The 21541-nt window shown below is 38.7% G+C and carries 18 protein-coding genes; 5 read left to right on the plus strand and 13 right to left on the minus strand.

The window, feature by feature from the left end:
• Positions 1–15: 15 nt before the first annotated feature.
• Positions 16–1041 carry a threonine aldolase family protein gene (locus tag DV942_RS07000; RefSeq protein WP_145856342.1) on the minus strand — a complete coding sequence of 342 codons (1026 nt, stop codon included), beginning with the start codon at positions 1039–1041 and terminating at the stop codon, positions 16–18.
• Between the two features lie 220 nt (positions 1042–1261).
• On the opposite strand from DV942_RS07000, the gene DV942_RS07005 reads away from it, so the two are divergent.
• Positions 1262–2122, plus strand: a complete 861-nt coding sequence (locus DV942_RS07005) for an N-acetylglucosamine kinase (protein ID WP_090982560.1) — start codon at positions 1262–1264, stop codon at positions 2120–2122.
• Positions 2123–2336: 214 nt separating this feature from the next.
• Here DV942_RS07005 and DV942_RS07010 read toward each other — a convergent pair whose 3' ends face one another.
• A complete protein-coding gene (locus DV942_RS07010) occupies positions 2337–3026 on the minus strand; it encodes an NUDIX hydrolase (protein WP_090982558.1) in 690 nt (229 codons plus the stop codon).
• Positions 3027–3137: 111 nt separating this feature from the next.
• Between DV942_RS07010 and pfkA the strand changes: the two genes are divergently transcribed.
• The 4 genes from pfkA to DV942_RS07030 all read left to right on the plus strand — a co-directional run bounded on the left by pfkA (position 3138) and on the right by DV942_RS07030 (position 8040).
• A complete protein-coding gene (gene pfkA / locus DV942_RS07015; protein WP_090982556.1) occupies positions 3138–4124 on the plus strand; it encodes a 6-phosphofructokinase in 987 nt (328 codons plus the stop codon).
• 1 nt (position 4125) lies between these two features.
• Positions 4126–4968, plus strand: coding sequence for a hypothetical protein (locus DV942_RS07020; protein WP_145856344.1), 843 nt, complete (start codon positions 4126–4128; stop codon positions 4966–4968).
• A 6-nt stretch (positions 4969–4974) separates the two neighbouring features.
• On the plus strand, positions 4975–5973 hold the full coding sequence (gene gap, locus DV942_RS07025) for a type I glyceraldehyde-3-phosphate dehydrogenase (protein ID WP_090982552.1): 999 nt from the start codon (positions 4975–4977) through the stop codon (positions 5971–5973).
• An 843-nt stretch (positions 5974–6816) separates the two neighbouring features.
• The gene (locus DV942_RS07030; RefSeq protein WP_145856346.1) at positions 6817–8040 is read left to right on the plus strand and encodes a GAF domain-containing sensor histidine kinase; all 1224 of its coding nucleotides are present in this window, start codon (positions 6817–6819) and stop codon (positions 8038–8040) included.
• Between the two features lie 435 nt (positions 8041–8475).
• On the opposite strand, the gene DV942_RS07035 is transcribed toward DV942_RS07030, so the two are convergent.
• From DV942_RS07035 to DV942_RS07085, 11 genes are all read right to left on the minus strand, one after another.
• Positions 8476–9084: a Crp/Fnr family transcriptional regulator gene (locus DV942_RS07035; RefSeq protein WP_090982548.1), complete on the minus strand. Its 609-nt coding sequence runs from the start codon at positions 9082–9084 to the stop codon at positions 8476–8478.
• A gap of 81 nt (positions 9085–9165) precedes the next feature.
• Positions 9166–9513: a hypothetical protein gene (locus DV942_RS07040; RefSeq protein ID WP_145856348.1), complete on the minus strand. Its 348-nt coding sequence runs from the start codon at positions 9511–9513 to the stop codon at positions 9166–9168.
• A gap of 189 nt (positions 9514–9702) precedes the next feature.
• Positions 9703–10674 carry a PorP/SprF family type IX secretion system membrane protein gene (locus tag DV942_RS07045; RefSeq protein WP_145856350.1) on the minus strand — a complete coding sequence of 324 codons (972 nt, stop codon included), beginning with the start codon at positions 10672–10674 and terminating at the stop codon, positions 9703–9705.
• A gap of 22 nt (positions 10675–10696) precedes the next feature.
• Positions 10697–11632 (minus strand): T9SS type B sorting domain-containing protein, encoded by a 936-nt coding sequence (locus DV942_RS07050; RefSeq protein ID WP_145856352.1) that lies wholly within the window; start codon positions 11630–11632, stop codon positions 10697–10699.
• A 31-nt stretch (positions 11633–11663) separates the two neighbouring features.
• Positions 11664–12383 (minus strand): hypothetical protein, encoded by a 720-nt coding sequence (locus DV942_RS07055; protein ID WP_145856354.1) that lies wholly within the window; start codon positions 12381–12383, stop codon positions 11664–11666.
• A gap of 37 nt (positions 12384–12420) precedes the next feature.
• Entirely contained in the window at positions 12421–14580 is a 2160-nt protein-coding gene (locus tag DV942_RS07060; RefSeq protein WP_145856356.1) for an Ig-like domain-containing protein, read from the minus strand.
• A 672-nt stretch (positions 14581–15252) separates the two neighbouring features.
• Entirely contained in the window at positions 15253–17217 is a 1965-nt protein-coding gene (glgB, locus tag DV942_RS07065) for a 1,4-alpha-glucan branching protein GlgB (protein ID WP_145856358.1), read from the minus strand.
• Positions 17218–17279: 62 nt separating this feature from the next.
• On the minus strand, positions 17280–19742 hold the full coding sequence (locus DV942_RS07070) for a glycoside hydrolase family 31 protein (protein WP_145856360.1): 2463 nt from the start codon (positions 19740–19742) through the stop codon (positions 17280–17282).
• 154 nt (positions 19743–19896) lie between these two features.
• A complete protein-coding gene (locus tag DV942_RS07075; protein ID WP_145856362.1) occupies positions 19897–20835 on the minus strand; it encodes a HipA domain-containing protein in 939 nt (312 codons plus the stop codon).
• Positions 20828–21163, minus strand: a complete 336-nt coding sequence (locus tag DV942_RS07080; protein WP_145856364.1) for a HipA N-terminal domain-containing protein — start codon at positions 21161–21163, stop codon at positions 20828–20830. Before DV942_RS07080 ends, DV942_RS07075 begins: the two co-directional genes overlap by 8 nt.
• A complete protein-coding gene (locus DV942_RS07085; RefSeq protein ID WP_145856366.1) occupies positions 21156–21365 on the minus strand; it encodes a helix-turn-helix transcriptional regulator in 210 nt (69 codons plus the stop codon). Before DV942_RS07085 ends, DV942_RS07080 begins: the two co-directional genes overlap by 8 nt.
• Positions 21366–21541 lie beyond the last annotated feature (176 nt).

A 21541-nucleotide genomic window follows, 5' to 3' on the forward strand; every position in this document is an offset into this window, starting at 1 on the left:
AACTTAGGACTCTATCTAAGACAAATGTAATATTATTTCAATTGCCTGATCAATCATTTCCGGAGTTAGATCAAGGTGAGTTACCAAACGGATGGTACTGGCGCTGGTGGTATTGCAATACAACCCTTTTTCCTTTAATTGGTGTACAACCTTCTCTGCCGATCCCTTTCCGACTTCAAAAATAACGATATTGGTTTCAACAGGCATTACTGATTTTACATATTTTGCGCCGGCCAGTGCATTGGCCAAGGCTTGCGCATGTGCATGATCCTCCTTTAACCGTGTTACGTGATGATCGAGTGCATAAATACCTGCTGCCGCTAAAAAACCTGCCTGGCGCATGCCCCCACCAAAAGCCTTTCTGATTTTTCGCGCTTTATGGATCATTTGTTTAGTACCTAACAATACCGAACCCACTGGTGCACCGAGTCCTTTAGATAAACAAACTGAAATCCCGTCAAAATATTTACCGTATTCGCTGGCCTGATCGCCGGTAGCCATGAGTGCATTAAAAACACGGGCACCATCCAAATGTAGCTTTAATCCTTTTATGTTACAGAGGTGATGAATGGGTGCAATTTGCGATAAGGTATAACAACTTCCTCCACCTTTATTTACTGTATTTTCTAAAACAACCAAACTGGATGTAGGATAATGGATATTGTCTTCATTAATTTCAGGCTCGATCAGCTCCGGTGTCAGGATTCCACGTTCACCGTGAAGTAGCCTGACCGATGCGCCAGAGTGAAAAGCAATGCCTCCGATTTCATAGCGGTAAACATGTGCAGTCTGATCACAAATGACCTCGTCCATAGGCTGTGTAAAACACTTGATGGCAATCTGGTTGGTCATCGTTCCGGACGGGCAGAAAAGCCCGGCTTCCATATTAAAAATTGAGGCCAATTTTGTCTCCAAAGCCTGCACCGTTTCATCTTCACCAAAAACGTCATCGCCTACTTTTGCATTCATCATGGCATCCAACATTCCGGCAGTTGGCCTGGTCACCGTATCACTCCTAAAATCTAAAAATCGCTTGTTCATCTGGCTATTTTCTTGTAAAATATTGTTGACGTTAAAAAAAAGACCACTGCCCTTTCTGGTATAATTTTAAGGTTTTTCGGCGATTAAACGCCTTATATAGTGTATTTTTTACACACTTAATTTTCAGTAACAACAAATTGTTAAAAATTTATTAAAAAAAAGGATACAAAATATAAGACTTTTTATACTTTTATCGTGCTAAAACCAAAAATAAATAAAAATGATAGTAATTGCAGACGGCGGATCTACCAAAACAAATTGGTGTTTGATTAACGAGGCCGGCAGAAAAATTTACTTTAACACCGAAGGTTACAATCCATATTTTTCAAAAGGAGAGTACATTGTAAAGTCTTTGAATGAGACTCTTCCAGACCACTTGGAAAGAGAAAAATTGACAGCGGTTTATTACTACGGTGCCGGTTGTTCTACACCTGCAAATGTTAAGATAGTATCCGATGCCATGCAACAGATTTTCACCAATGCAAATATCTTTGTGGGCCATGATTTACTTGCTTCCTGCAGAGCATTGCTTGGAAATGAGCCGGGATTTGCCGCTATTTTAGGCACAGGTACAAATTCATGCCTTTACGATGGTACTGAAATTACCATGAACATCGATTCCCTGGGTTATTTCCTTGGCGATGAGGGTAGTGGTTCTTATATTGGTAAACGCATTTTAAGCGATTACATGAAAGGATATATGCCAAAAGGATTACGTGAAGCTTTTTATGATAATTATGCCTTAACCAACGAAGATATTTTCGATAATATTTACAATAAGCCGTTGCCGAACCGTTTCTGCGCAAGCTTTAGTAAATTTTTATACGATTTTAAAGATAACTATGAAGATTATGCTTTCAGCACGATCGATTATGCATTTACCGCATTTTTTGAAGCTTTGGTTATCCACTATCCAAACTATAAAGACCACAAATTAAACTGTGTGGGTTCTGTAGGTTATAGTTTCCGCGATATTTTAAGTATTGTAGCCGACCGTTACGAAATGGGTGTAGGCAAAATTATCCGTTCGCCTATAGATGACCTGGTACATTACCACTTAGAGTTGGCACCTAAGGCTTAGTCTTTAGTCCTAAGTCTGGAGTCTTTAGTCCAGATTCGTATAAAACATATTATACAAGCAAAAAAATCCCGGTTTGAATTTCAAACCGGGATTTTTTTGTTTATAACAGACGATGCTGCTTTCGTTTTTATCTTTTGACACCCTTCCACCTCACATCTCAAATCTCAAATCTCAAATCTAAACTCTCAAATCTAACCCCTCAAATCTTAACCCGCTAGAACGAAATCTCCTTGCCAAAAAGTTTTGCATATTTCCGCTTATCAAAACGATATAGGGTAGCTGCGCGATAGGAAACTCCTTTTTGTTTTTCATCAAGTTCTTTGAGCACACCAAAGCTTACAATTTTCTTTCTAAAATTCCTTTTATCAAGTTTTTTACCCAGCACCAGTTCGTAAACGTGCTGCAATTGTGTTAAGGTGAATTTCTCTGGCAAGAGTTCAAACGCAATAGGTTGGTGTTTGATCCGCCGTTTTATTTTTTCTAATCCTTTATCGTAAATTTTCTGGTGATCAAAAGCCAATTTAGGCAGATCGGTAATCGGCAGCCAATTGGCCCGCTTGGCATAAGTGCTGATCGGGCGTAATTCCTTGTCTCCGCCCAAACGGATCAAGGCATAGTAGGCCAAAGTGATTACCCGCCCTTGCGGGTGCCTGTTCGGATCACCAAAAGCATAATACTGCTCCATATAAATACCACGCAAACCGGTAAGTTCATACAAAATCCTGGAGGCTGATTGATCTAAACTTTCATCAGGACCAACAATATTACCGGGCAATGCCCACCAATCTTTAAACGGTTCTTCATTCCTTTCGATTAGCAGGATTTTTAATTCCTTACCATCAAATCCGAACAAAACGCAATCTATCGAGAATACGGAATCTAAATGAGGTAAAATTTGTTCCAAAGTAAAAATTAGTTATTTTAAGCAGATAAAGGTATAACTTTCAATATTAAGTAAAAAAAATAAAATAAATTACTTAGTGTAAAAAATACACACTATATTCGTATTATAAAGATGAAGCCAAATATAAAAAATATAGCTGTACTAACTTCTGGAGGCGATGCCCCTGGGATGAATGCAGCAATCAGAGCTGTTGTTCGTACCGGAATTTACCACGGCATTAACATGTTTGGGGTAATGCAAGGTTACCAGGGTTTAATAACCGACAACATAAAACCAATGGATGCCCGTTCTGTAAGTAATATTTTACACCTGGGTGGTACGATTTTAAAAACTGCGCGCTGTTTAGAATTTAAAACAGACGAAGGCCAGCAAATTGCCTACAACAATTTAAAGAAAAATGACATTGATGGCCTGGTGGTTATTGGTGGAGACGGGACATTTACCGGAGCTAAACGTTTTTCAGAAACTTTTGGGGTTAAGGTAATTGGTATACCGGGAACAATTGATAACGATTTAGTAGGATCTGACTTTACGTTGGGTTATGATACTGCTATTAATACCGTAATTGAAGCCATTGATAAAATCAGGGATACTGCCGATGCACACGACCGTTTATTTTTTATAGAGGTAATGGGCCGTGATTCTGGCTGTATTGCCCTAAGAAGTTCGATTGCAAGTGGTGCCGAAGCGGTATTATTGCCGGAAAGAGAAACCAGTGTTCATGAATTAATTGATAAACTGGCTGTAGGTGCGGCAACAAAAAAATCATCGAGCATTGTCATCGTAGCTGAAGGCCATAAACAGGGCGGCGCTTACGATATTGCCAAAAAAGTAAAAGAAACCTTTGATCATTACGACACCAAAGTAACCATTCTTGGTCACCTTCAAAGAGGCGGAAGCCCTAGCAGTTTCGACAGAATTTTGGGCAGTCGTTTAGGTTTTGCGGCAGTAAATGCGTTAATTGCAGGCGAAACGGAGCAAATGGTAGGTTTAAAAGGAAACGAGATAAAATTAACCAGCATAAGAGAGGCGTTAACGGCTCATTCTTTTAAACTCGAACCCGATTTAATGGAAATGACAGAGGTACTTTCAATATAATATGGTAGCAGTTGTTTATAGCGGATCGAAAACAGCATTTTGGAAAATAACCCGAAATGGACAGGTAGTAGCCCATTGCAATACTACAGGTTTAAACCCCTGCTTTGTTGATCCGAAAACAATTTTACAGATACTAAATAAAAAGGTCGTCCTCGTTAACCATGCAGAAAATATCAAAAAGATCTATTTTTTTGCAGCCGGGGCATCATCATCAGATAGAAAAGAAGTACTGGCCAAAACCCTGGCGTCATTTTTCAGATACAGTAAAATTGTAGTCGAAAATGATTTATTCGGTGCAGCTAAAGCCGCCTGTTATAATCAGCCGGGTATTGTTGGCATGCTGGGCAGCGGTGCACATTGCGCCTATTTCGATGGAAAAAAACCACTGAACAACAATTTTGGCTTAGGCTATATCCTGGGAGATGAAGGCTCATCAAATTATTTCGGAAAAATACTCCTGAAAGAATTTTTAAGCAAGAAAATGCCAAAGGATATTGAAGCAAAATTTACACTGACCTACAATCTGGATCGTCCTCAGATATTAGAACGTATTTATAATAAGCCGCAGGCCAATATATTTCTGACTTCGTTTTTCGATTTTATTACCCATAACAGTAAACATGAGTATATCTGTAAATTGATTGATGAGGGGTTTGAAAAATATTTCGATATATATATTTTACCTACATGGCTGAAACATAAAGATAGTGAACTGCATATTGTAGGCAAGGTAGCTGCCGAACTCGAAGACCGGTTAAGGTTGGCGGCCAGCAAGTATGACCTAAACATTAAAAGCATCATTAAAGAACCAATACAAAATTTATTAAAACATTACATTAATTAACAAACAATGAGCAAAATTGGAATAAACGGCTTTGGCCGTATTGGCAGACTGGTTTTCAGAGCCGCATTAAAAAGAGGATTGGATATTGTAGCGATTAACGATTTGATCGAGCCTGATTATATGGCATACATGTTAAAATATGATACTACACACGGCAAATTTGATGGTACTATTGATGTTGTTGACGGCAACTTAGTTGTTAACGGTAAAACCATCCGCGTAACTGCAGAAAGAAATCCTGCTGATTTAAAATGGGATGCTGTAGGTGTTGAAGTTGTAATCGAATCAACAGGTTTATTCTTAACCCGCGTTGACGCTGAAAAACACATTGCTGCAGGTGCTAAAAAAGTAGTTTTCTCAGCTCCAGCTAAAGATAGCGACATCCCTACTTATGTAATGGGTGTTAACCACGATAAATTAACTGCAGATCAAACGATTGTTTCTAACGCATCTTGTACTACAAACTGTTTAGCACCAATTGCTAAAGTTTTAAACGATAACTTTGGTATTGTTGAAGGTTTAATGAGTACGATCCATGCGGTAACAGCAACTCAAAAAACAGTTGATGGTCCTTCTGCTAAAGACTGGAGAGGTGGACGTGGTGGTTTTTCTAACATCATCCCTTCTTCTACCGGTGCTGCTAAAGCAGTAGGCATGGTATTACCTGAGTTAAAAGGTAAATTAACAGGTATGTCTTTCCGCGTTCCTGTTGCTGATGTTTCAGTAGTAGATTTAACTGCGCGTTTAGAAAAACCAGCGACTTACGAGCAAATTAAAGCCGCTATGAAAGCAGCTTCTGAAGGTGAATTAAAAGGTGTATTGGCTTATACTGAAGACGAAGTTGTTTCTTCTGACTTTATTGGCGATGACCACGCTTCGATTTTTGATGCTAAAGCTGGTATTTCATTAAATGATAACTTCGTTAAAGTGGTATCTTGGTACGATAACGAATGGGGTTACTCTTCTGCACTAGCTAAATTTGTAGAATACTACGCTAGTTTATAACAAAAAAATTGCTTTAAGCAATTTCAACATCATAAAAGGCAACATTAATTAAATAATGTTGCCTTTTTATTTTGAAAATAAGTTTCACCAGTAAAAGTGCACCCTGAAAACATACAAAAAAATTTAATTAGCAAAAAAACGCAGCTTATTATTTCACTAATTAACCTAAAAAAGCAAAAATACACTTTAATAACATGCTTAAAATTTGTTTTAAAGCAAAAAAGACATAAAATTCAAAAACAAAACAGCCAATTTGAACTTATTTAACAATTTATTAACACATTTTTACGTTATCTTTGTTGTATCATGATTTTAATTCCGGAAATCTTCTGAAAAAAGAACAGGAAATAAAAAATGACAAAAAAAATACTTAAAATTTTCTTAGTGTATTTTTTACACTATCATTTTTTTTACTATATTTGTATCATAATAAACGGAACGATGTTTGTTATTAATAGAAATAGATAAATCACTTTCCGGATAAACTCAGATTTAGAAAGAAAGTTAAAGACAAAGCCTGGCTCATAACAGGTTTATATTTGGTTAGAAAAAAGAGATACGTCTGGATGGAGTATCTCTTTTCTTTTATACGGAGTTTTGATTTATGCCCCCGTTTAATCACACCTCATCAAGCCAAATCATTAAGGAACGACTCAACATTACAATTGCTTCAAAATAAATAAAATGCTTCCTCTCCTTTTACCTCAACCTAAATATTTACGATTACGATTAACCATTTAAAACATTCCTGATCTGGCTAAGCTAAATTACAGAATAAAACTTCTTTGGTTTATATTTGTTAGAAACCTTGACCATCTGGCAATTTTAAAACAACCTCCATTCATGAGTAAGTTTAGCAAACCCTCAGATAACATAACAGAATATGAATTACAGCGTCTAAACAAACTTAGGCGGTATGATATTATTGATTCGCCTCCGGAACTTCTCTTTGATCTGATTGCAGAAATAGCGAAGACTACTTTTAAAGCATCGGGATCATTTATTTCATTTATTGATGAAGCAAAAATATATTTTAAGGCAAATACCAGCCCCATACCGGTCTCAGTTATTGAAAAAGAAGATAGCTTATGCGTAGTGGCGTCACAAACGGCGGAGATTACCCTAATTGAGGACACCCATTCCTATCCTGAAATCAGCAATAACGCTTACGTTAAAATGGACAATGGAATCAGATTTTATGCTGCCGCACCAATAATTACGATGGAAGGCTTTATAATTGGAACCGTAAGCGTAATAGACGAAAAGCCAAGGCATGACATTGAACAAGACCAACTGTTGGTACTGAAATGGCTGGCCAGGATCACCCTGGAAAAATTGGAATCGCGACTCATTAACCGCATTTCGGTACGCGCTTACGATGACCGTTTGCACAGACTGGCACACGACATGAAAAACCCGGCCACATCGCTGATTGCTTACGGACAACTTTTAGATAAAGGCTTGCTCTCTCAGGAAAAACTTGTATCACTAGGTAAAAAAATTGAGCAAACCGGCCGGAACATCGAGCAAACGATGAACAATCTGCTGAATGAAGCTAAAAATGAGAATGCTGCCATAGATCTCAGATTCGAAACAGTCGAAGTAATCAACCTGATCAATGCAGCGGCTGCAACTTTTGATTCTACATTGAAAGAAAAACAGCAAACGCTTAAAATCAGCTGCCAAACTGATGGCTATATCCAGGTAGATCAGGAACGTATAAATGACGTTTTAAATAACCTATTAAGTAATGCAATTAAATATTCGCATGAAGGAGCAACCATAGAGATTATCTGCAGCGAGGAAGCCAATAGTATTATATTCGAATTTAAAGACAACGGCTTAGGCCTGACCAGAGAAGACATTTCCAAGTTGTTTACGAAATTTGCCAAGCTCTCATCGGTACCGACTGCAAAAGAACGCTCTAACGGCATTGGGTTATATATCGTTAAAACACTGGTGCAACTGCATGGCGGTAAAGTATGGGCAAGCAGCGCCGGTAAAAATTTAGGTAGTTCCTTTTTTATTTCCCTGCCAAAACAAGAAAGCTTACCCATTACGGATTAGCATAAAATTCCTTTCCATTTTATTTCACCCTTTATTCAGTGAGTTCGATCCAGATTCGCTTCGCAGGATATGGAAGTAGCCATCAATACTGATCAATTGGCCACTACATCAACGGATTCGGTTTCCCGCCGAAAAAGCCTTTAACTTAAGGGACCTGACAATATAAATAACACATGTTATTACCGGAAACAAGTGATTGAAATAACGTATACGCCCCAAATACCCTAGCCAAGAAAAAAGGATGTAACCAGTTGGCTACATCCTTATCTAAATTAACGCTCTCAACTTATGAAGTTGTATAAGGCTCTCACCCCTTATGCCTACAATATTACGGTAGAAAGATTAAGATTTGATGAAGAAATGTATTTTTGATCAATTATTTTTAAAAATTAATGCTAATTCCATCTGCGTTGTATTTTTCTGCAACTAGATCTATTATACTACCTGCCTAACCATTTTACTCCGTATTCTGCTCAACGTTTCGAGGCGCATACCTAAGTAAGTAGCCATACAGCGCAAAGGAACCCTGGATGCATCAACAGAATTTAGCTCCATAAATTTCTCGTAACGCCTTTCGGCAGACGGGATACGTGCCAGCATTGATCGTTCTGAAGCTGCATGGTACTGGAATTGGAGTATTTTTCGCCATATGATGTTTGTTTCAGGATAATTTGAATAAAGCTCATCAATTAATAGGTATGGAATTGCAACTAATTCTGATTTAGCCAAGGCCTGTATATATTCAATAGAAGGTTTGGGAGGAGCACCCGGATGCTGAATAGCACCAACAAATTCATTGCCTGCGCTAATCCAGGTGGTAATTTCTTTATTGCCTTCTCTAATAAACCCTCTCACTAAGCCTGATACCACAAAAAAAACGCAATTATTATTATCAATAGGCGATAGAATGTGTTTATTCTTCTTAATAAGAAGCGGCTCCACATTTTTTTCTATTTCCTGGATAAATTCTGATGATATCGGAGACAACTGGCTGAAATAGTTTAACACAGCGTTTACCAAAAACACCTTTTGAGATTCGAGCATACAAATTGGGTTAGACTTTAGACCCTTAATTATAGCAATTTCGAATGGAATATAAAAATGTTACAGATTATAAACCGCTTTTTAAAGCGTAAACTTCTTGATAGCTTGAAGGGCAAATTGATTTATCCAGGTAAAAATTCTGAATTTAGTTTGATCAAATTGCGGAAAAGCTTCCCAAACTTCACAAAATGTTTGCTGTAAAATTAGTTTAGCTTTTTCTTCATTATCTACATGCCTGATAATATTCCCATAAATAGCGGCAGAATATTTCTGATAGAGCGCTTTGAATGCAGCACCGTCATAGGGCTGTAGTGTCGTAAAAAAGAATTGATCATCCGATAAATCAGCGTTACCGCCAACATTTACTTCTTGATGGGTATTTCTTTTATATAACGGTTGCATGAGTAATTTGATATGGAATAATAACACATCGACATTCTGTTTGTTTATGCAAGGGAACAAAATCAAACAACCGAATGGAGTAAGAAGCGTATGGCTTCCGAAAATAAAGTCATGAAGATTGACTCCCTGATATTTCTTCAGAATAAACAGGCGGCTTATCCTATATGCTCAGCGATGTAAACGACTATAGACACTGATATTGTAAAAACCAGGGCATCAAAAATAACACTTTGGCTTTCTGCTTTTTGCTGTTTGCAAGTAATAACCAATAGATATCTCGTGAGAGCCATAATCATAGTTACCCAGCTTATTTAAACTATAATCGTAACCGTAACCAATCCTGAGGTTGTTGCGGACAAAGAATTCGGTAATCAGTCCAACGGCACTTCTTGCACGCAAGTCATTTGACAATGCCGGTTTAGGATAAAGTTTTACAGAGGTTCGATACGCAGCACCTAACCAAAACTTTTCCCTGATCAATAAAAAAGCATTCAGATCCAATGAGGTTGGCCCGTTTAAATCGTCTTTAATTAAAAAAGTGGGTTTGAACGTAAAGTCGTTATCCATGGGAAATACCATGCCGGCCGTTAAGTAAAAATGTGGCTTCGCGGCAATACTAAGGAGATTATTATTCCTAAAAACTGGAAGATACTGCGTAAGCAGGTTATTGGCAGAGAAGCCCACAAATAATTTCTGGTTCGAATAATGCACCCCTGCCCTGATATCTGGTACAGTTCTGCTTTCATATCCGGTTGGAATCCGGTTATCGCCGGTTTCTGTAGGATTCAATAAACTACCGTTCAATCCCATTTGTACTACGCCAATGCCAACACCAAATGCCAGGATATTGGTTGCAATACGGTCCAGTTTAATCCGGTATGCAAAATTACCTGATAAATTCAGGGAATTCTGCGCGCCGATTTTATCTTTGGACACCAATAAACCCAACCCTAAACTTTCTTCTTTAACCGCAGCATCTACAGATAAAGAAAGCGTTTGTGGTGCACCCTGAATACCTGCCCATTGCGCCCGGACAAAGGCCTGCATATAAAGTTCTTCTTTATAGCCGGCATAAGCCGGATTGATGTAAAGACCATTGAACATGTATTGTCCAAACTGGGCATTCTGCTGCGCGAACAGACAGAGACAAAGCAAATTAAACAATATTGTTAAAAATATCTTTTTCATATCCTCACCTTTTAACTTTCATTTATCTCATTACGGTTACGTAACCTTTAAATTCCTGCCATTGCGTATTTGCAGTTTTCACCCTAATCACATAAAAATAAGTCCCATCTGTCAAACCATCTGCAGTCCAATCGTTTAGATATCCCTTCTTTTCATAAACTGTGCTTCCCCAGCGGTTAATAATGGTAAGCTGATTTTCGTTATAAAGGTCCAAACCCTCAATAAAAAAGGTTTCATTCTTTCCATCACCATTTGGTGTAAATACATTTGGGATTTTAAGTCCGATAACGTCCTTATTATCTATAGATACGTTGTTTGATAGATCAGGATCGGTTTCATTAATGGTAACCGAAGCACGATTAATCACTTTACCAGGTTTAACTGACCTTACATTAATGATCAGCTCAACAAAACTGCCATTAGCAAGAGATGGTATAGTCCAGAATAACGTTTTGGTTTGCTGATTATAATTAACGGCACCAATAATAGCAGGATCAACACTAACAAAGATTAGATTTTCCGGAAGCTCGTCTTTAACCTGCAGGTTAGTCGCCATGCCCAGTCCGTTATTGCGAACCGATAGATTGTATTTAAATACTTCCGTATTCATTACCTGCCTGCTTTCAGATCTTTTAATAATGGAAACATCGGCTAAAACCCTTGGTTCCATAACCACTTCCATCTCTTCAGATCGGTCTGAACTACATCCACCTGAACTAAAGGTGATAACGGTGTATTTTCCGGCTGCATTGACCACATAATCTTGCAAAGTAGCACCTAGAATAGCTTCTCCATTTCTAAACCATTGATAAGATGCAGCACCTGTACCATTGGCCCTGAGTTTAACAGTAGCACCTGGTTTAAGGTTCAATCTGTTTAGATCAGGCGATTGCGCAAAGCATGCCGTTGCATAAAGCAGCGGCACACTGAACGCAATTATTCCAATTCTGTTAAACATCACGATAATGAAAACAACTCAACAGTAATACCTATGGTGCTACAGAAATTGTTGCTTTACCTGGTTTAGCAGTAACGGTTATGGCTTTACTTGCAGTTGCCGTACAAGTTGCTGCATCTACAATCGGAACAGTACCAGTAGCATAACTTCCAACAGCAGCGAAAACATAATCACCCGGAGCCACGCCAGCTTTAAGCGTAAAAGTATCTCCTGAACCAGATGCTGTACCCAAAGTGCTAATATCGGTTACCGCGGTACCGCCTAGCGTTGCTGACCAGGTATAGGTCATGGTTACCCCGGCCGGTAGTGTTATTGAAGCATCCTTGCTTGCTGTAATTACAGTAGTCGCTGTTTGGTCGGTACAATAAGTACTTCCAGGCGCTGCTACAGCGATAACAGGTGCAGGCAATTTTTCCACAACGGTATTATCAGAGGCATCGCTGGGACAAAGATTTCCATCAGCCGGTATAACCTGAACCGAATACGTATGGCTTCCGACAGCCAGGCCGGCAGCAATCTGATAGAAAGCATTTGAACCGTTATAGACTACCGGAGCTTCCGCAGTTCCGTCAACCGTCCATACAATTCTATCGCCGTTAGCTGGTGTATACCCAGGGAAAGCAGGATTCAATTTCACGGTATTCGTTCCGCACAGATATACACTTGGGCTTTGTGCAAGAGCACTTACCGGCAATAAGCAAATTAAAAATACAAAGATTTTCAGGTTACGTTTTTTAGTTCTTTTTGTCATAATTTTAAATGGTTTGAGTGAATAATTTATTTTCTTTTTAGTTAATGGATACTGTTGGTTTATGTGGCACCAGCTTAACCCTCAAACTAAAAGGGATAGCGCGCTCACAGCCATTTTCATTTTTAATGGTTAAAACTCCCTGGTACACTGCAACAGGAGTAGTTGGTGGTATGTTAATGGTAATTTCATTTGCCGGTAAAGCCTGATTTAAGACGGCAGGCAATAAATTACCGGCCCAAGAAACACTATAATTTATGGGGTTAGAAATGGCATTGAAGTAAGTAATTTTGGTTGCGGTTAATCCTTCACAAATACTTATTTCCGAACCCAATGTTAAATTGGGCCGGGGATTTACAGCTAATGGGAAATCTACTTTTTTGGCACAATAAGTCGCATCTTCAGCAACGGTATAACTTATTACGGCATTACCAGCAGCTATTGCAGTAACCTTACCGGTGGCATCTATCGTTGCCGTTCCAGCATCAGTTGTACTCCAAACTCCATTTGGATAAACATTTGTAAATGTTGTACTTGTTCCTGCGCACATAACAGTTGCACCACTTATTGCGGGGACAGGGGCATATTGTTTTACTTTGACTTCTACAGCTTGAGCGCCACCGGCATTTTTACATCCTGTTGCTGTATTAACCGCTTCTACATAATAAATAGTACTTGCAGTTAAAAGGGGTGTAGTGTATGTAGTACCCGTATAAAATGGCGTAACGCCAGAGGACGAAGAATACCAATTATAAGTGTAACCCGCATCAGGTGCCGTAACTGAAAGTGTAGCAGAAGAACCACTACAGATTATCGTGCTTAGTACGGTGACCACAGGCAACGCATTCACCTTGAATTTTACCCTTAAACGTTCAGAAACGGAGGTAACGCAATAGGTTCTGTTTGCCTGAACATAATAGTTATAATCGCCTGGTGTAAGCGTATTTGGCGGAGCGAAAGTTAGGCCGGTATGTATCAAATTACCCCCTGTTTCAGCATCGTACCATTTGTATTCGGTGCAGGTTTGTGCATTTAGAATAGCAAATGTTGCCGTTTGCCCCTGACAAACCATTTTTTCGTCTGTAAATGAAGGATCGGCCAATGTGCGCGGCTTTACCAGCTTACGCTTAATATCATATATCCTTAAACGGCTGAAAGCGCCAGTAAGTCCGCCCATCGAAATCTCAAGGCGATCGTAAACATTAGCTACCGCAAACTTTAAGCTATATTTACTGCTTGATCCAGGAAGTAATTTAAGGTCTAAAAACGTACTTGTGTTTGCAAATGCTGACCCGGCTTTAACTCCATTCAGATAAGGCTGTATGGTAAAACCTGTTAAAAGACTGAGATCCAACAGTCCACCACCAGGATTTTCAAGTATAATACTAACCGAATCTGCTGGTTGCGAGGGTTTATTGAATACAGCTGTAAGATATACCTGATTGAGTACGGAAGTACCCACATCGATCAGTGCAAAGCTATTTAGATCAGCATCAATGGCATTGAAAGGGTTAGTAACACTTCCTGTTAGATTTGCAATACCACCTAGAGAAGTTGGTTTCACTCCCGATAATACATCAATTGCCTCATCACAATTGACTGAACCTGTATTGGGTTCCAAAATATACGCATGGAAAATTTTTATTGATAAAGCTGTAGAAGCTACCGCACCCACAATCTTAATATATATCCCGTTGAAAGCTTGTGTAGGGGTAACCGTAATTTCCATCTCTCCTGCCCCGCCAATCACCCCGGCAATATTTGCAGCTGTATAAATCGGGTTCTTTGTTGCATCATATCCAGAATCATATCCATAACCTACCAAAGGCTTACTTGCTGAAACAGGATGTAGATCCGTAAAACTTCCAATTTCAAAATTGCTCAGGAGCCCGAGAAGTTCTTTGGGTAGCGCTAGTTTAACTGTTACTGTCGTATTTGCAGCAATTGTGCGTTTACCAGCATTGGTACCATCATTGGTAAATTCCAGAAATTGTGTGGCAGAACCTGTAAGCGCGAGTACTCCAATTGGAACTGATAAGGTTGATGCATCTTTAACTTGCCCATTTACAGCATTTGAAGCATTGGCGATGTTACCGTATAAACTTCCACCTAAAACACTCAATCCATCAAGGTAGCCCCCCTGAAAGTTTGCGTATGTGCGCCCCGTATTTTCACACTGTGCATATAAATACGCAGGCATAAAAAACAACAGAAATACCAAGAAAAATTGACAAGAGCGCCTTTTCAATGTGAGTTTGAAATAATGTGAAAAATAATTTTGTCTGTTTGCCAGTACAAACATACTACTGACAAACGCTACATTATCCGTTCACTTTATTCATTATCATTTATCAAAAAGTAAGAGCGTGACCAGCTGATACCATCATCGAAAAACAGGAACCTTAAGGTAATGCTGTATTTGCTTTCTGCAAAAGAAATTTGATCTCCATATCAAACGCTTTGGTTTCATGCCATCCAATTGATCAGCTTATATCAGGATTATCCGTATCGGGTTACTTTATAGCACTTAGCGCTGCATTTATCATAGCAGGCACATTTTGTGGGCGAAGTGGCTTTGATGAGTGCTTTATATCATCTGGCATCAAACCGATTAATGGGGTACCAGAATAAGAAAAAATTAGACATTTTAATCTATATATAGGAGATTATGATAGCAATATCTTTGCTTCTTGGTATTTAAAAAATAATATTGCAAGAGACGGTGTTTATTGTATCTTTGCACCCACTCTGGAAGCTTCCAGTCCGGAGTTTAAGAAAGCTTTCCAGCAATGGGAAGCTTTTCTTATTTAAAGTAATTGGTTATCCTTCCAAACCGAATTACAAGGTTTGGAAGGATAAAGCAGGTAGTACCTTATTTACTTTTAAAAATCACTACCGCTAAGGGTGGTAAATCGACAACAATTGAATATTTTTGCCCATTATAGTCTTTCAGATCGGGAACAATATCTCCTCTGTTGTTGATACCGCCACCATAAAAGCTAATATTATCAGTATTAAAAATCTCTTTCCATTTCGTTTTAAACGGCACGCCAATCCGATAATTTTCCCGAACCACCGGGGTTAAATTTATTGCAATAATCAAAGTATCTTTAGCTTTCGGTCCTTTGCGCATATACACAAATACAGATTCGTTTGCATTATCGGCATCAATCCATTGAAAACCTTCATAACTAAAGTTGAAATGATATAATGCAGGCTCTTTGCGGTATAAAAAATTTAAGGCTTTAACTGTTTCCTGCATGCCTTTATGGGGAGCATACTGTAATAAATGCCAATCCAATGATTGTGTAAAATTCCACTCTTTGGTTTGAGCAAACTCATTACCCATAAATAACAGTTTTGCTCCGGGATGTGTAAACATATAACCATAAAGTGCCCTTAAGTTGGCGAACTTCTGCCAATCATCACCAGGCATTTTATAAAGCATCGGCGACTTACCATGCACCACTTCATCGTGTGAAAACGGAAGCATAAAGTTTTCGGTAAATGCGTAAGTCATGCTAAAACTCAACTGATTATGATGGTGTTTTCTATTTAATGTATCTACCTTGAAATACTTTAAAGTATCGTTCATCCAACCCATCATCCATTTCATACCAAAACCCAATCCACCAGCATGTACCGGATGTGTAACACCAGGGTAAGTACTGCTTTCTTCTGCAATAGTTTGCACGCCTTCAAAATTTCCATAAACAGCAATGTTCAGATCTTGCAAAAACTGTATTGCTCCCAGGTTTTCACTTCCACCATATTCATTGGTTGCGGATTCTCCTTCCTCCCGGGAAAAAGTAAAATACAACATCGAAGCCACCGCATCCACTCTTAATCCGTCGGCATGATACTGATCCAGCCAGAATATGGCATTGCTGATCAGAAACGATCTTACCTCATTCCTGTCGTAATTAAAAATATATGATTTCCAGTCCGGATGGAATCCTTTGCGCATGTCAGCATGTTCGTAAAGATGGGTGCCATCAAACTCATATAAACCATGTCTATCACCAGGAAAATGAGAAGGTACCCAATCCAATATTACCGCAATATTGGCTTTATGCAATGCATCGATAAGGTACATTAAATCCTGTGGAGAGCCGTAGCGTGAGCTTGCCCCAAAATACCCGGTTATCTGGTAGCCCCAGCTTGGGAAAAACGGAAACTCCATTACAGGCATTAGTTCTACATGCGTAAAACCCATCTCCTTTACATAAGGCACTAGCCTGCCAGCCACTTCCCTGCAGGTTAAAACACGTTCCGGATTATCCGGATCGCGCTCCCATGAGCCTAAATGTATTTCATATACCGATATCGGTTGGTCTAAAGCATTCAGCTTTGCCCTCTTATTTAACCAGCTCTTGTCTTTCCATGTATAATCGGTGTCCCAAACAATAGAAGCGGTTTGCGGCGGATGTTCCCACCTGCGCGCATAAGGATCGCCTTTTAAATGTTCAGATTCATCAAAGCCTTTTACAAAATATTTATAAACTTCACCCTTTGCTATACCTGGAATAAAACCTTCCCAAATACCTGACTTATCCCACCTTTTGTTCAGGCCATGTGAGGTATTGGTCCAACTGTTAAAGTTACCCACAACGCTTACAGCAGTAGCATTAGGCGCCCATACCGAAAAATAAACCCCTGCGGTACCATTAACCGAAATGAGGTGAGAACCCATTTTCTCATAAAGCCTGAAATGCTTTCCAACCAGAAAAAGATCAATATCGTAATCGGTAAATAAACTGTGTACCCAAACCGCTTTTGTGTGATCGGTTTTGGCTAAAACTGCTTTTTTTGCAGTAACTTTTTTTGCTGATGGCATAGCTGTTTTTTGGCTAGATAAATTTAGCCCCAAATGCTAAACAACATTTGGGGCTAAAAGATTTACAGACTTAAAATCTGTATCTCAGAGAAATTTTTATTGCATTTGAAATGCAGTACTTGCTTATCATCCGTATAAAAATCAGTGACTTCTTTATTATCGATAATAATTTTTCTCACCTGGAATTTTACGCCAATAACATTACATACATAAAACTCATAATTCGGCGTATACAAGCCTTCAATACGTTGATTTATCTTTATGGCTTGTGTATCGCCTTTTACGGTAAACTTTTTTTCGAGGTAAATATCCTGTTCATATGCGAAGGTGTCTCCATGGTCCTCGTACATATATGAATTCACTTCATAATCACTATGATAGATATTCAAAATTACCTCTGTAATCGATTTTTCATCTACATATTGCATTACCGGATATTCTGGTAAAGCAGAACCTGCACGCACAAACATTGGCATGCTGTCTATCTTGGCATCAACGGTATATTCGTTACCGCCTTCTAAAGTCTCATTGGTCCAGAAATTATACCAGGTGCCTTTAGGCAGGTAAACTTTACGCGAGATGGCTCCCTGCTCCAAAACGGGACAGATCAAAAGTTTATCGCCATAGCAAAACTCATCCTGACGGAAGCTGTTGCTGATGTTTTCCTGCTCAAGCATAACCAATGGCCTTAAAATAGGAAAGCCATAACGGTGGTGCTCCCAGAATACTGAATATAGATAAGGCATTAAACGGTACCTTAACTCAATAAATTTGCGGTTAATGTTTTCAAAAAACTCACCAAAGCTCCAGGGCTCCCGCTCGGCAGTATCACCAGCAGAGTGCGCACGCATAAACGGTGAGAAAGTACCCAGCTGAATCCATCGGGTAAACAATTCGCCATCAGGCTCACCGCTAAATCCACCGATGTCCGTTCCGCAGAAAGGCACACCCGACACCGATAAACGCTGACATTGGATGTTTCCGATCTTTAGGTGTTCCCAGGTTGCAATATTATCGCCAGTCCACACACTTGCGTAACGCTGCATGCCCGAATAGCCAGCCCTTGTAATGGTAAAGGGGCGTTTATTGCGCATGAGTTTTTTAAGCCCTTCGTAAGTAGAACGAACCATCTGCATACCATAAACATTGTGTGCTTTGCGGTGAGAGCCGCGATAGCCATCGTAATTGTGGCGTACATCGTTCGGGAAGGTACCCGAGCCAAATACTGCAGGCTCATTCATGTCGTTCCAGAAACCTGCAACGCCCATATCTACCAGTTCTTTGTATAAATTGCCCCACCAGATACGCACCTTTGGGTTGGTAAAATCAGGAAACTGGCAACGGCCGGGCCAAACATGCCCTTCCATATAATAATCATCGCTGCGGCGGCAGAAAAACCTTTTTTCTTTACCTTCTTTGAACACCCAGTAATCATCATCAACTTTGATCCCCGGATCAATCATCACCACGGTTTTGAAACCATCGTCAGAAAGTTCCTTAATCATTCTCTGCGGATCCGGAAAGTACTTTTTATTCCAGGTGAAACAGCGGTAGCCATCCATGTAATCGATATCCAGGTAAATGGCGTCACAAGGAATTTTACGTTCCCGAAACTGCCTGGCGATTTCTTTAACTTTAGTTTCAGGATAGTAGCTCCAGCGGCATTGCTGATAGCCCAAAGTCCATTTTGGTGGCATTGGATGCGTACCTGTCAAGGTAGCATAACGTTTAACTACATCCATGATATGTGGTCCGTGAATATAGTAATACTGCAATTCACCACCATCGGCCCAGAAACTGGTTTTATTTACATCTTCAGATCCGAAATCGAAATATGATTTAAAAGTATTATCGAAGAAGATACCGTATGCAGCCTGGTTATGCAAACCAATATAGAATGGTATGGTACGGTACAGCGGATCCTGGTTCCAGCCATAAGAATAAGCATCGGTATTCCAGTTTTCGAAACGACGGCCACGAAGGTTGAAATTACCCGATTTATCACCCAAACCGAAGAAATTTTCCTCCGGATGGCATTTTTTTGTTGCATAGATATAATAACCACCAAAATCTACATTTTCTTCCCAATGCATCGAGTTGGCTTCATCAACCATCATCACATTGGTAATATTATCATGGAAAGAAATATGGAAATTGGCTTTTTCTATTTTGCAGGTTACAGAATGGGTAGAAATTGTATAATGATCATCATGTTCCTGCATTTTAAATACCGAAACCTTTTGATCTACTTCGGGTACTGCGTAAGAAAAATCATCTAAAAAGACACCATGGGGCGCCAGGCGGACCCTAATCATCTCATCACTTACCACCCGTATTTCTACCCTCGCATCACCGTCAGAGAAATAAAAACGATTACCTTCTTTCTTAACTTTTTTTACTTCACCAAGGTATTGTTTAACAATTGGCTTTACAGATATATCTACCGGATTGTTCAGGTGCTGTATTTCCTGCTCCTTATCAATCAAATCATTTGTTTCGTTGCTTTTATCGTTTTGCGCTTCCATCCTTTTGTATCTATAATCTAACAAACAGTCCCTAAACCGGGATTCGTTTAAGAAAGTACTATAATACAAATATTTTATTAAAAGGGATCAAGCTTTTTTTCAAGGCCTGTTTAGTAAAGTGTATTATTTACACTAAGAAACATAGTTTATGGTATCATTGATGGATGAGCAGGTTTATTTGCCTCATCTTATTTTGAAATATTTTCGAATAACCCTGTTTATATTCTTCTGTTAAAAAGCTCCTTTCAATCAAGTCCCGAACATTGTCAAATTGCTTTGAGAATTCCTTGTAGATGTTGTCCCTAACCTTATTTGAAATCCCTAAACTGACCGTAAATTGATCAAAGTCAGCCTTTTTTATTTTCTGCTTTCTGCCCCCTAATGTCAAGGCTAAATCTTCCTGATCTTTTGGGTAAATCAAATTAACATTCAGCAAATCATAAGCTGGCGAAAAAAGAATTCCTCGATCAGTATGCAAAAGGGAAAAATTTTTAAGATGCATATCATTATTTCCTGTTAAAAATGAAAATAGAACCAATCGAAAAAATTTAACTACATCTAGTCCTGAGTTTGATGCGTAATGTTTAATGACCTTTCCTACACGTTCATAGGAGCTTTTATATTTTTGTTCAGTTAATAATTCAGAAAGCTGGCACAAATCTTCTACATGAACTTTCCTATCCTCAACACGGTCAAATCTTTTTGTTATATAAGCAAGTTCATTTGTTGAAGTTTTAATTAAAGCATGTTGAGCAGTTTCAATTTTAAAAAGCTTGGCCAGGTGCATTGTCAGATCTTCTACTTCTGGCATAAATTTTAAATCTGTTGATTGTGGCTTCAATATGAAATCGCCCCACAACCCAACTAAAGTTAACCTTTTGTTAGCCTTCTCTCCTGTTAAACTCAATGATATTTTAGGCTGAACTCCTGTAACTGCCAATCTTTCATTTACAGTAAATTGCGCCAATTGTCTTAACTTTTCCTTATCCAATTCTAATTTTGGCACTTCTGCTGTTCCAAAAAACTTTTTTGAGCAGGCCACATGATATTCCCCTGTTTCAAGTGCTTGATAGCAAAACAAACAATTAGCCATTTTCTTCTTCCTCCATTGGATACACGGAAACCGCTCCAATTGTATCTCTACATAAATTTATCAATAACTCGAAGCGATCATTCGGATTAAGTTTCCAATATTTTTCACCAATATCCAACAACCAGCCTTCCGGTATCAGTCCATCAAAAAAAGGGAATAATACTTTATTACGGTATTGATGCTCAGCAAGAGGTAATGTCAGGCTAATTGCAAAAGCATTTTCGCTTTTCAAATACTCCAGATCATATTGAAATGCGTATCCATCATCTGTTTCTGAAAGATGTCCGGCCAACTGATTTTGGTAATATATTTTTGCTTTTCTAATCATTTTCATCAGTATGGTTAACAATACCAACCTCCTTCCCAAACAAGGCTAAAACATCATTTACCTTATCTAATCGAAGGGTTTTCTTACCCTGCTCTAAATTTCGAACGAAATTTAATCCGACACCTGCATTTAAAGCTAAATCTTCCTGGGTTAAACCCAATTCTTTCCGTTTCGCTTTTATAAAAGTCCTTATTGTTTTCATATTATATGCTATCGAATATAAAAATAATAATTTTAGTTAAAAATATATGCGATCGGATATAAAAAGTAACAAATCAACTAAAACTATATTCGATCGGATATAAAAATTAGATAAAAAGCAAAATTATATCCGATTGCATATAATTTTGAATTTATGAGAAAGAGATCTAATAAACT

The organism is Pedobacter suwonensis (genome assembly GCF_007833675.1).
In the GTDB taxonomy this organism is placed as follows: Bacteria; Bacteroidota; Bacteroidia; order Sphingobacteriales; family Sphingobacteriaceae; genus Pedobacter; species Pedobacter suwonensis.

Bases quoted from the DNA above. Each gene is read 5' to 3' on its own strand.
- DV942_RS07005 (WP_090982560.1), top strand. From the start codon at position 1,262: ATGATAGTAATTGCAGACGGCGGATCTACCAAAACAAATTGGTGTTTG.
- DV942_RS07035 (WP_090982548.1), bottom strand. From the start codon at position 9,084: ATGCTCGAATCTCAAAAGGTGTTTTTGGTAAACGCTGTGTTAAACTAT.
- DV942_RS07000 (WP_145856342.1), bottom strand. From the start codon at position 1,041: ATGAACAAGCGATTTTTAGATTTTAGGAGTGATACGGTGACCAGGCCA.
- DV942_RS07085 (WP_145856366.1), bottom strand. From the start codon at position 21,365: ATGAAAACAATAAGGACTTTTATAAAAGCGAAACGGAAAGAATTGGGT.
- DV942_RS07060 (WP_145856356.1), bottom strand. From the start codon at position 14,580: ATGCCTGCGTATTTATATGCACAGTGTGAAAATACGGGGCGCACATAC.
- glgB (WP_145856358.1), bottom strand. From the start codon at position 17,217: ATGCCATCAGCAAAAAAAGTTACTGCAAAAAAAGCAGTTTTAGCCAAA.
- DV942_RS07045 (WP_145856350.1), bottom strand. From the start codon at position 10,674: ATGAAAAAGATATTTTTAACAATATTGTTTAATTTGCTTTGTCTCTGT.
- DV942_RS07020 (WP_145856344.1), top strand. From the start codon at position 4,126: ATGGTAGCAGTTGTTTATAGCGGATCGAAAACAGCATTTTGGAAAATA.
- DV942_RS07050 (WP_145856352.1), bottom strand. From the start codon at position 11,632: ATGTTTAACAGAATTGGAATAATTGCGTTCAGTGTGCCGCTGCTTTAT.
- gap (WP_090982552.1), top strand. From the start codon at position 4,975: ATGAGCAAAATTGGAATAAACGGCTTTGGCCGTATTGGCAGACTGGTT.
- DV942_RS07075 (WP_145856362.1), bottom strand. From the start codon at position 20,835: ATGGCTAATTGTTTGTTTTGCTATCAAGCACTTGAAACAGGGGAATAT.
- pfkA (WP_090982556.1), top strand. From the start codon at position 3,138: ATGAAGCCAAATATAAAAAATATAGCTGTACTAACTTCTGGAGGCGAT.
- DV942_RS07055 (WP_145856354.1), bottom strand. From the start codon at position 12,383: ATGACAAAAAGAACTAAAAAACGTAACCTGAAAATCTTTGTATTTTTA.
- DV942_RS07070 (WP_145856360.1), bottom strand. From the start codon at position 19,742: ATGGAAGCGCAAAACGATAAAAGCAACGAAACAAATGATTTGATTGAT.
- DV942_RS07080 (WP_145856364.1), bottom strand. From the start codon at position 21,163: ATGATTAGAAAAGCAAAAATATATTACCAAAATCAGTTGGCCGGACAT.
- DV942_RS07030 (WP_145856346.1), top strand. From the start codon at position 6,817: ATGAGTAAGTTTAGCAAACCCTCAGATAACATAACAGAATATGAATTA.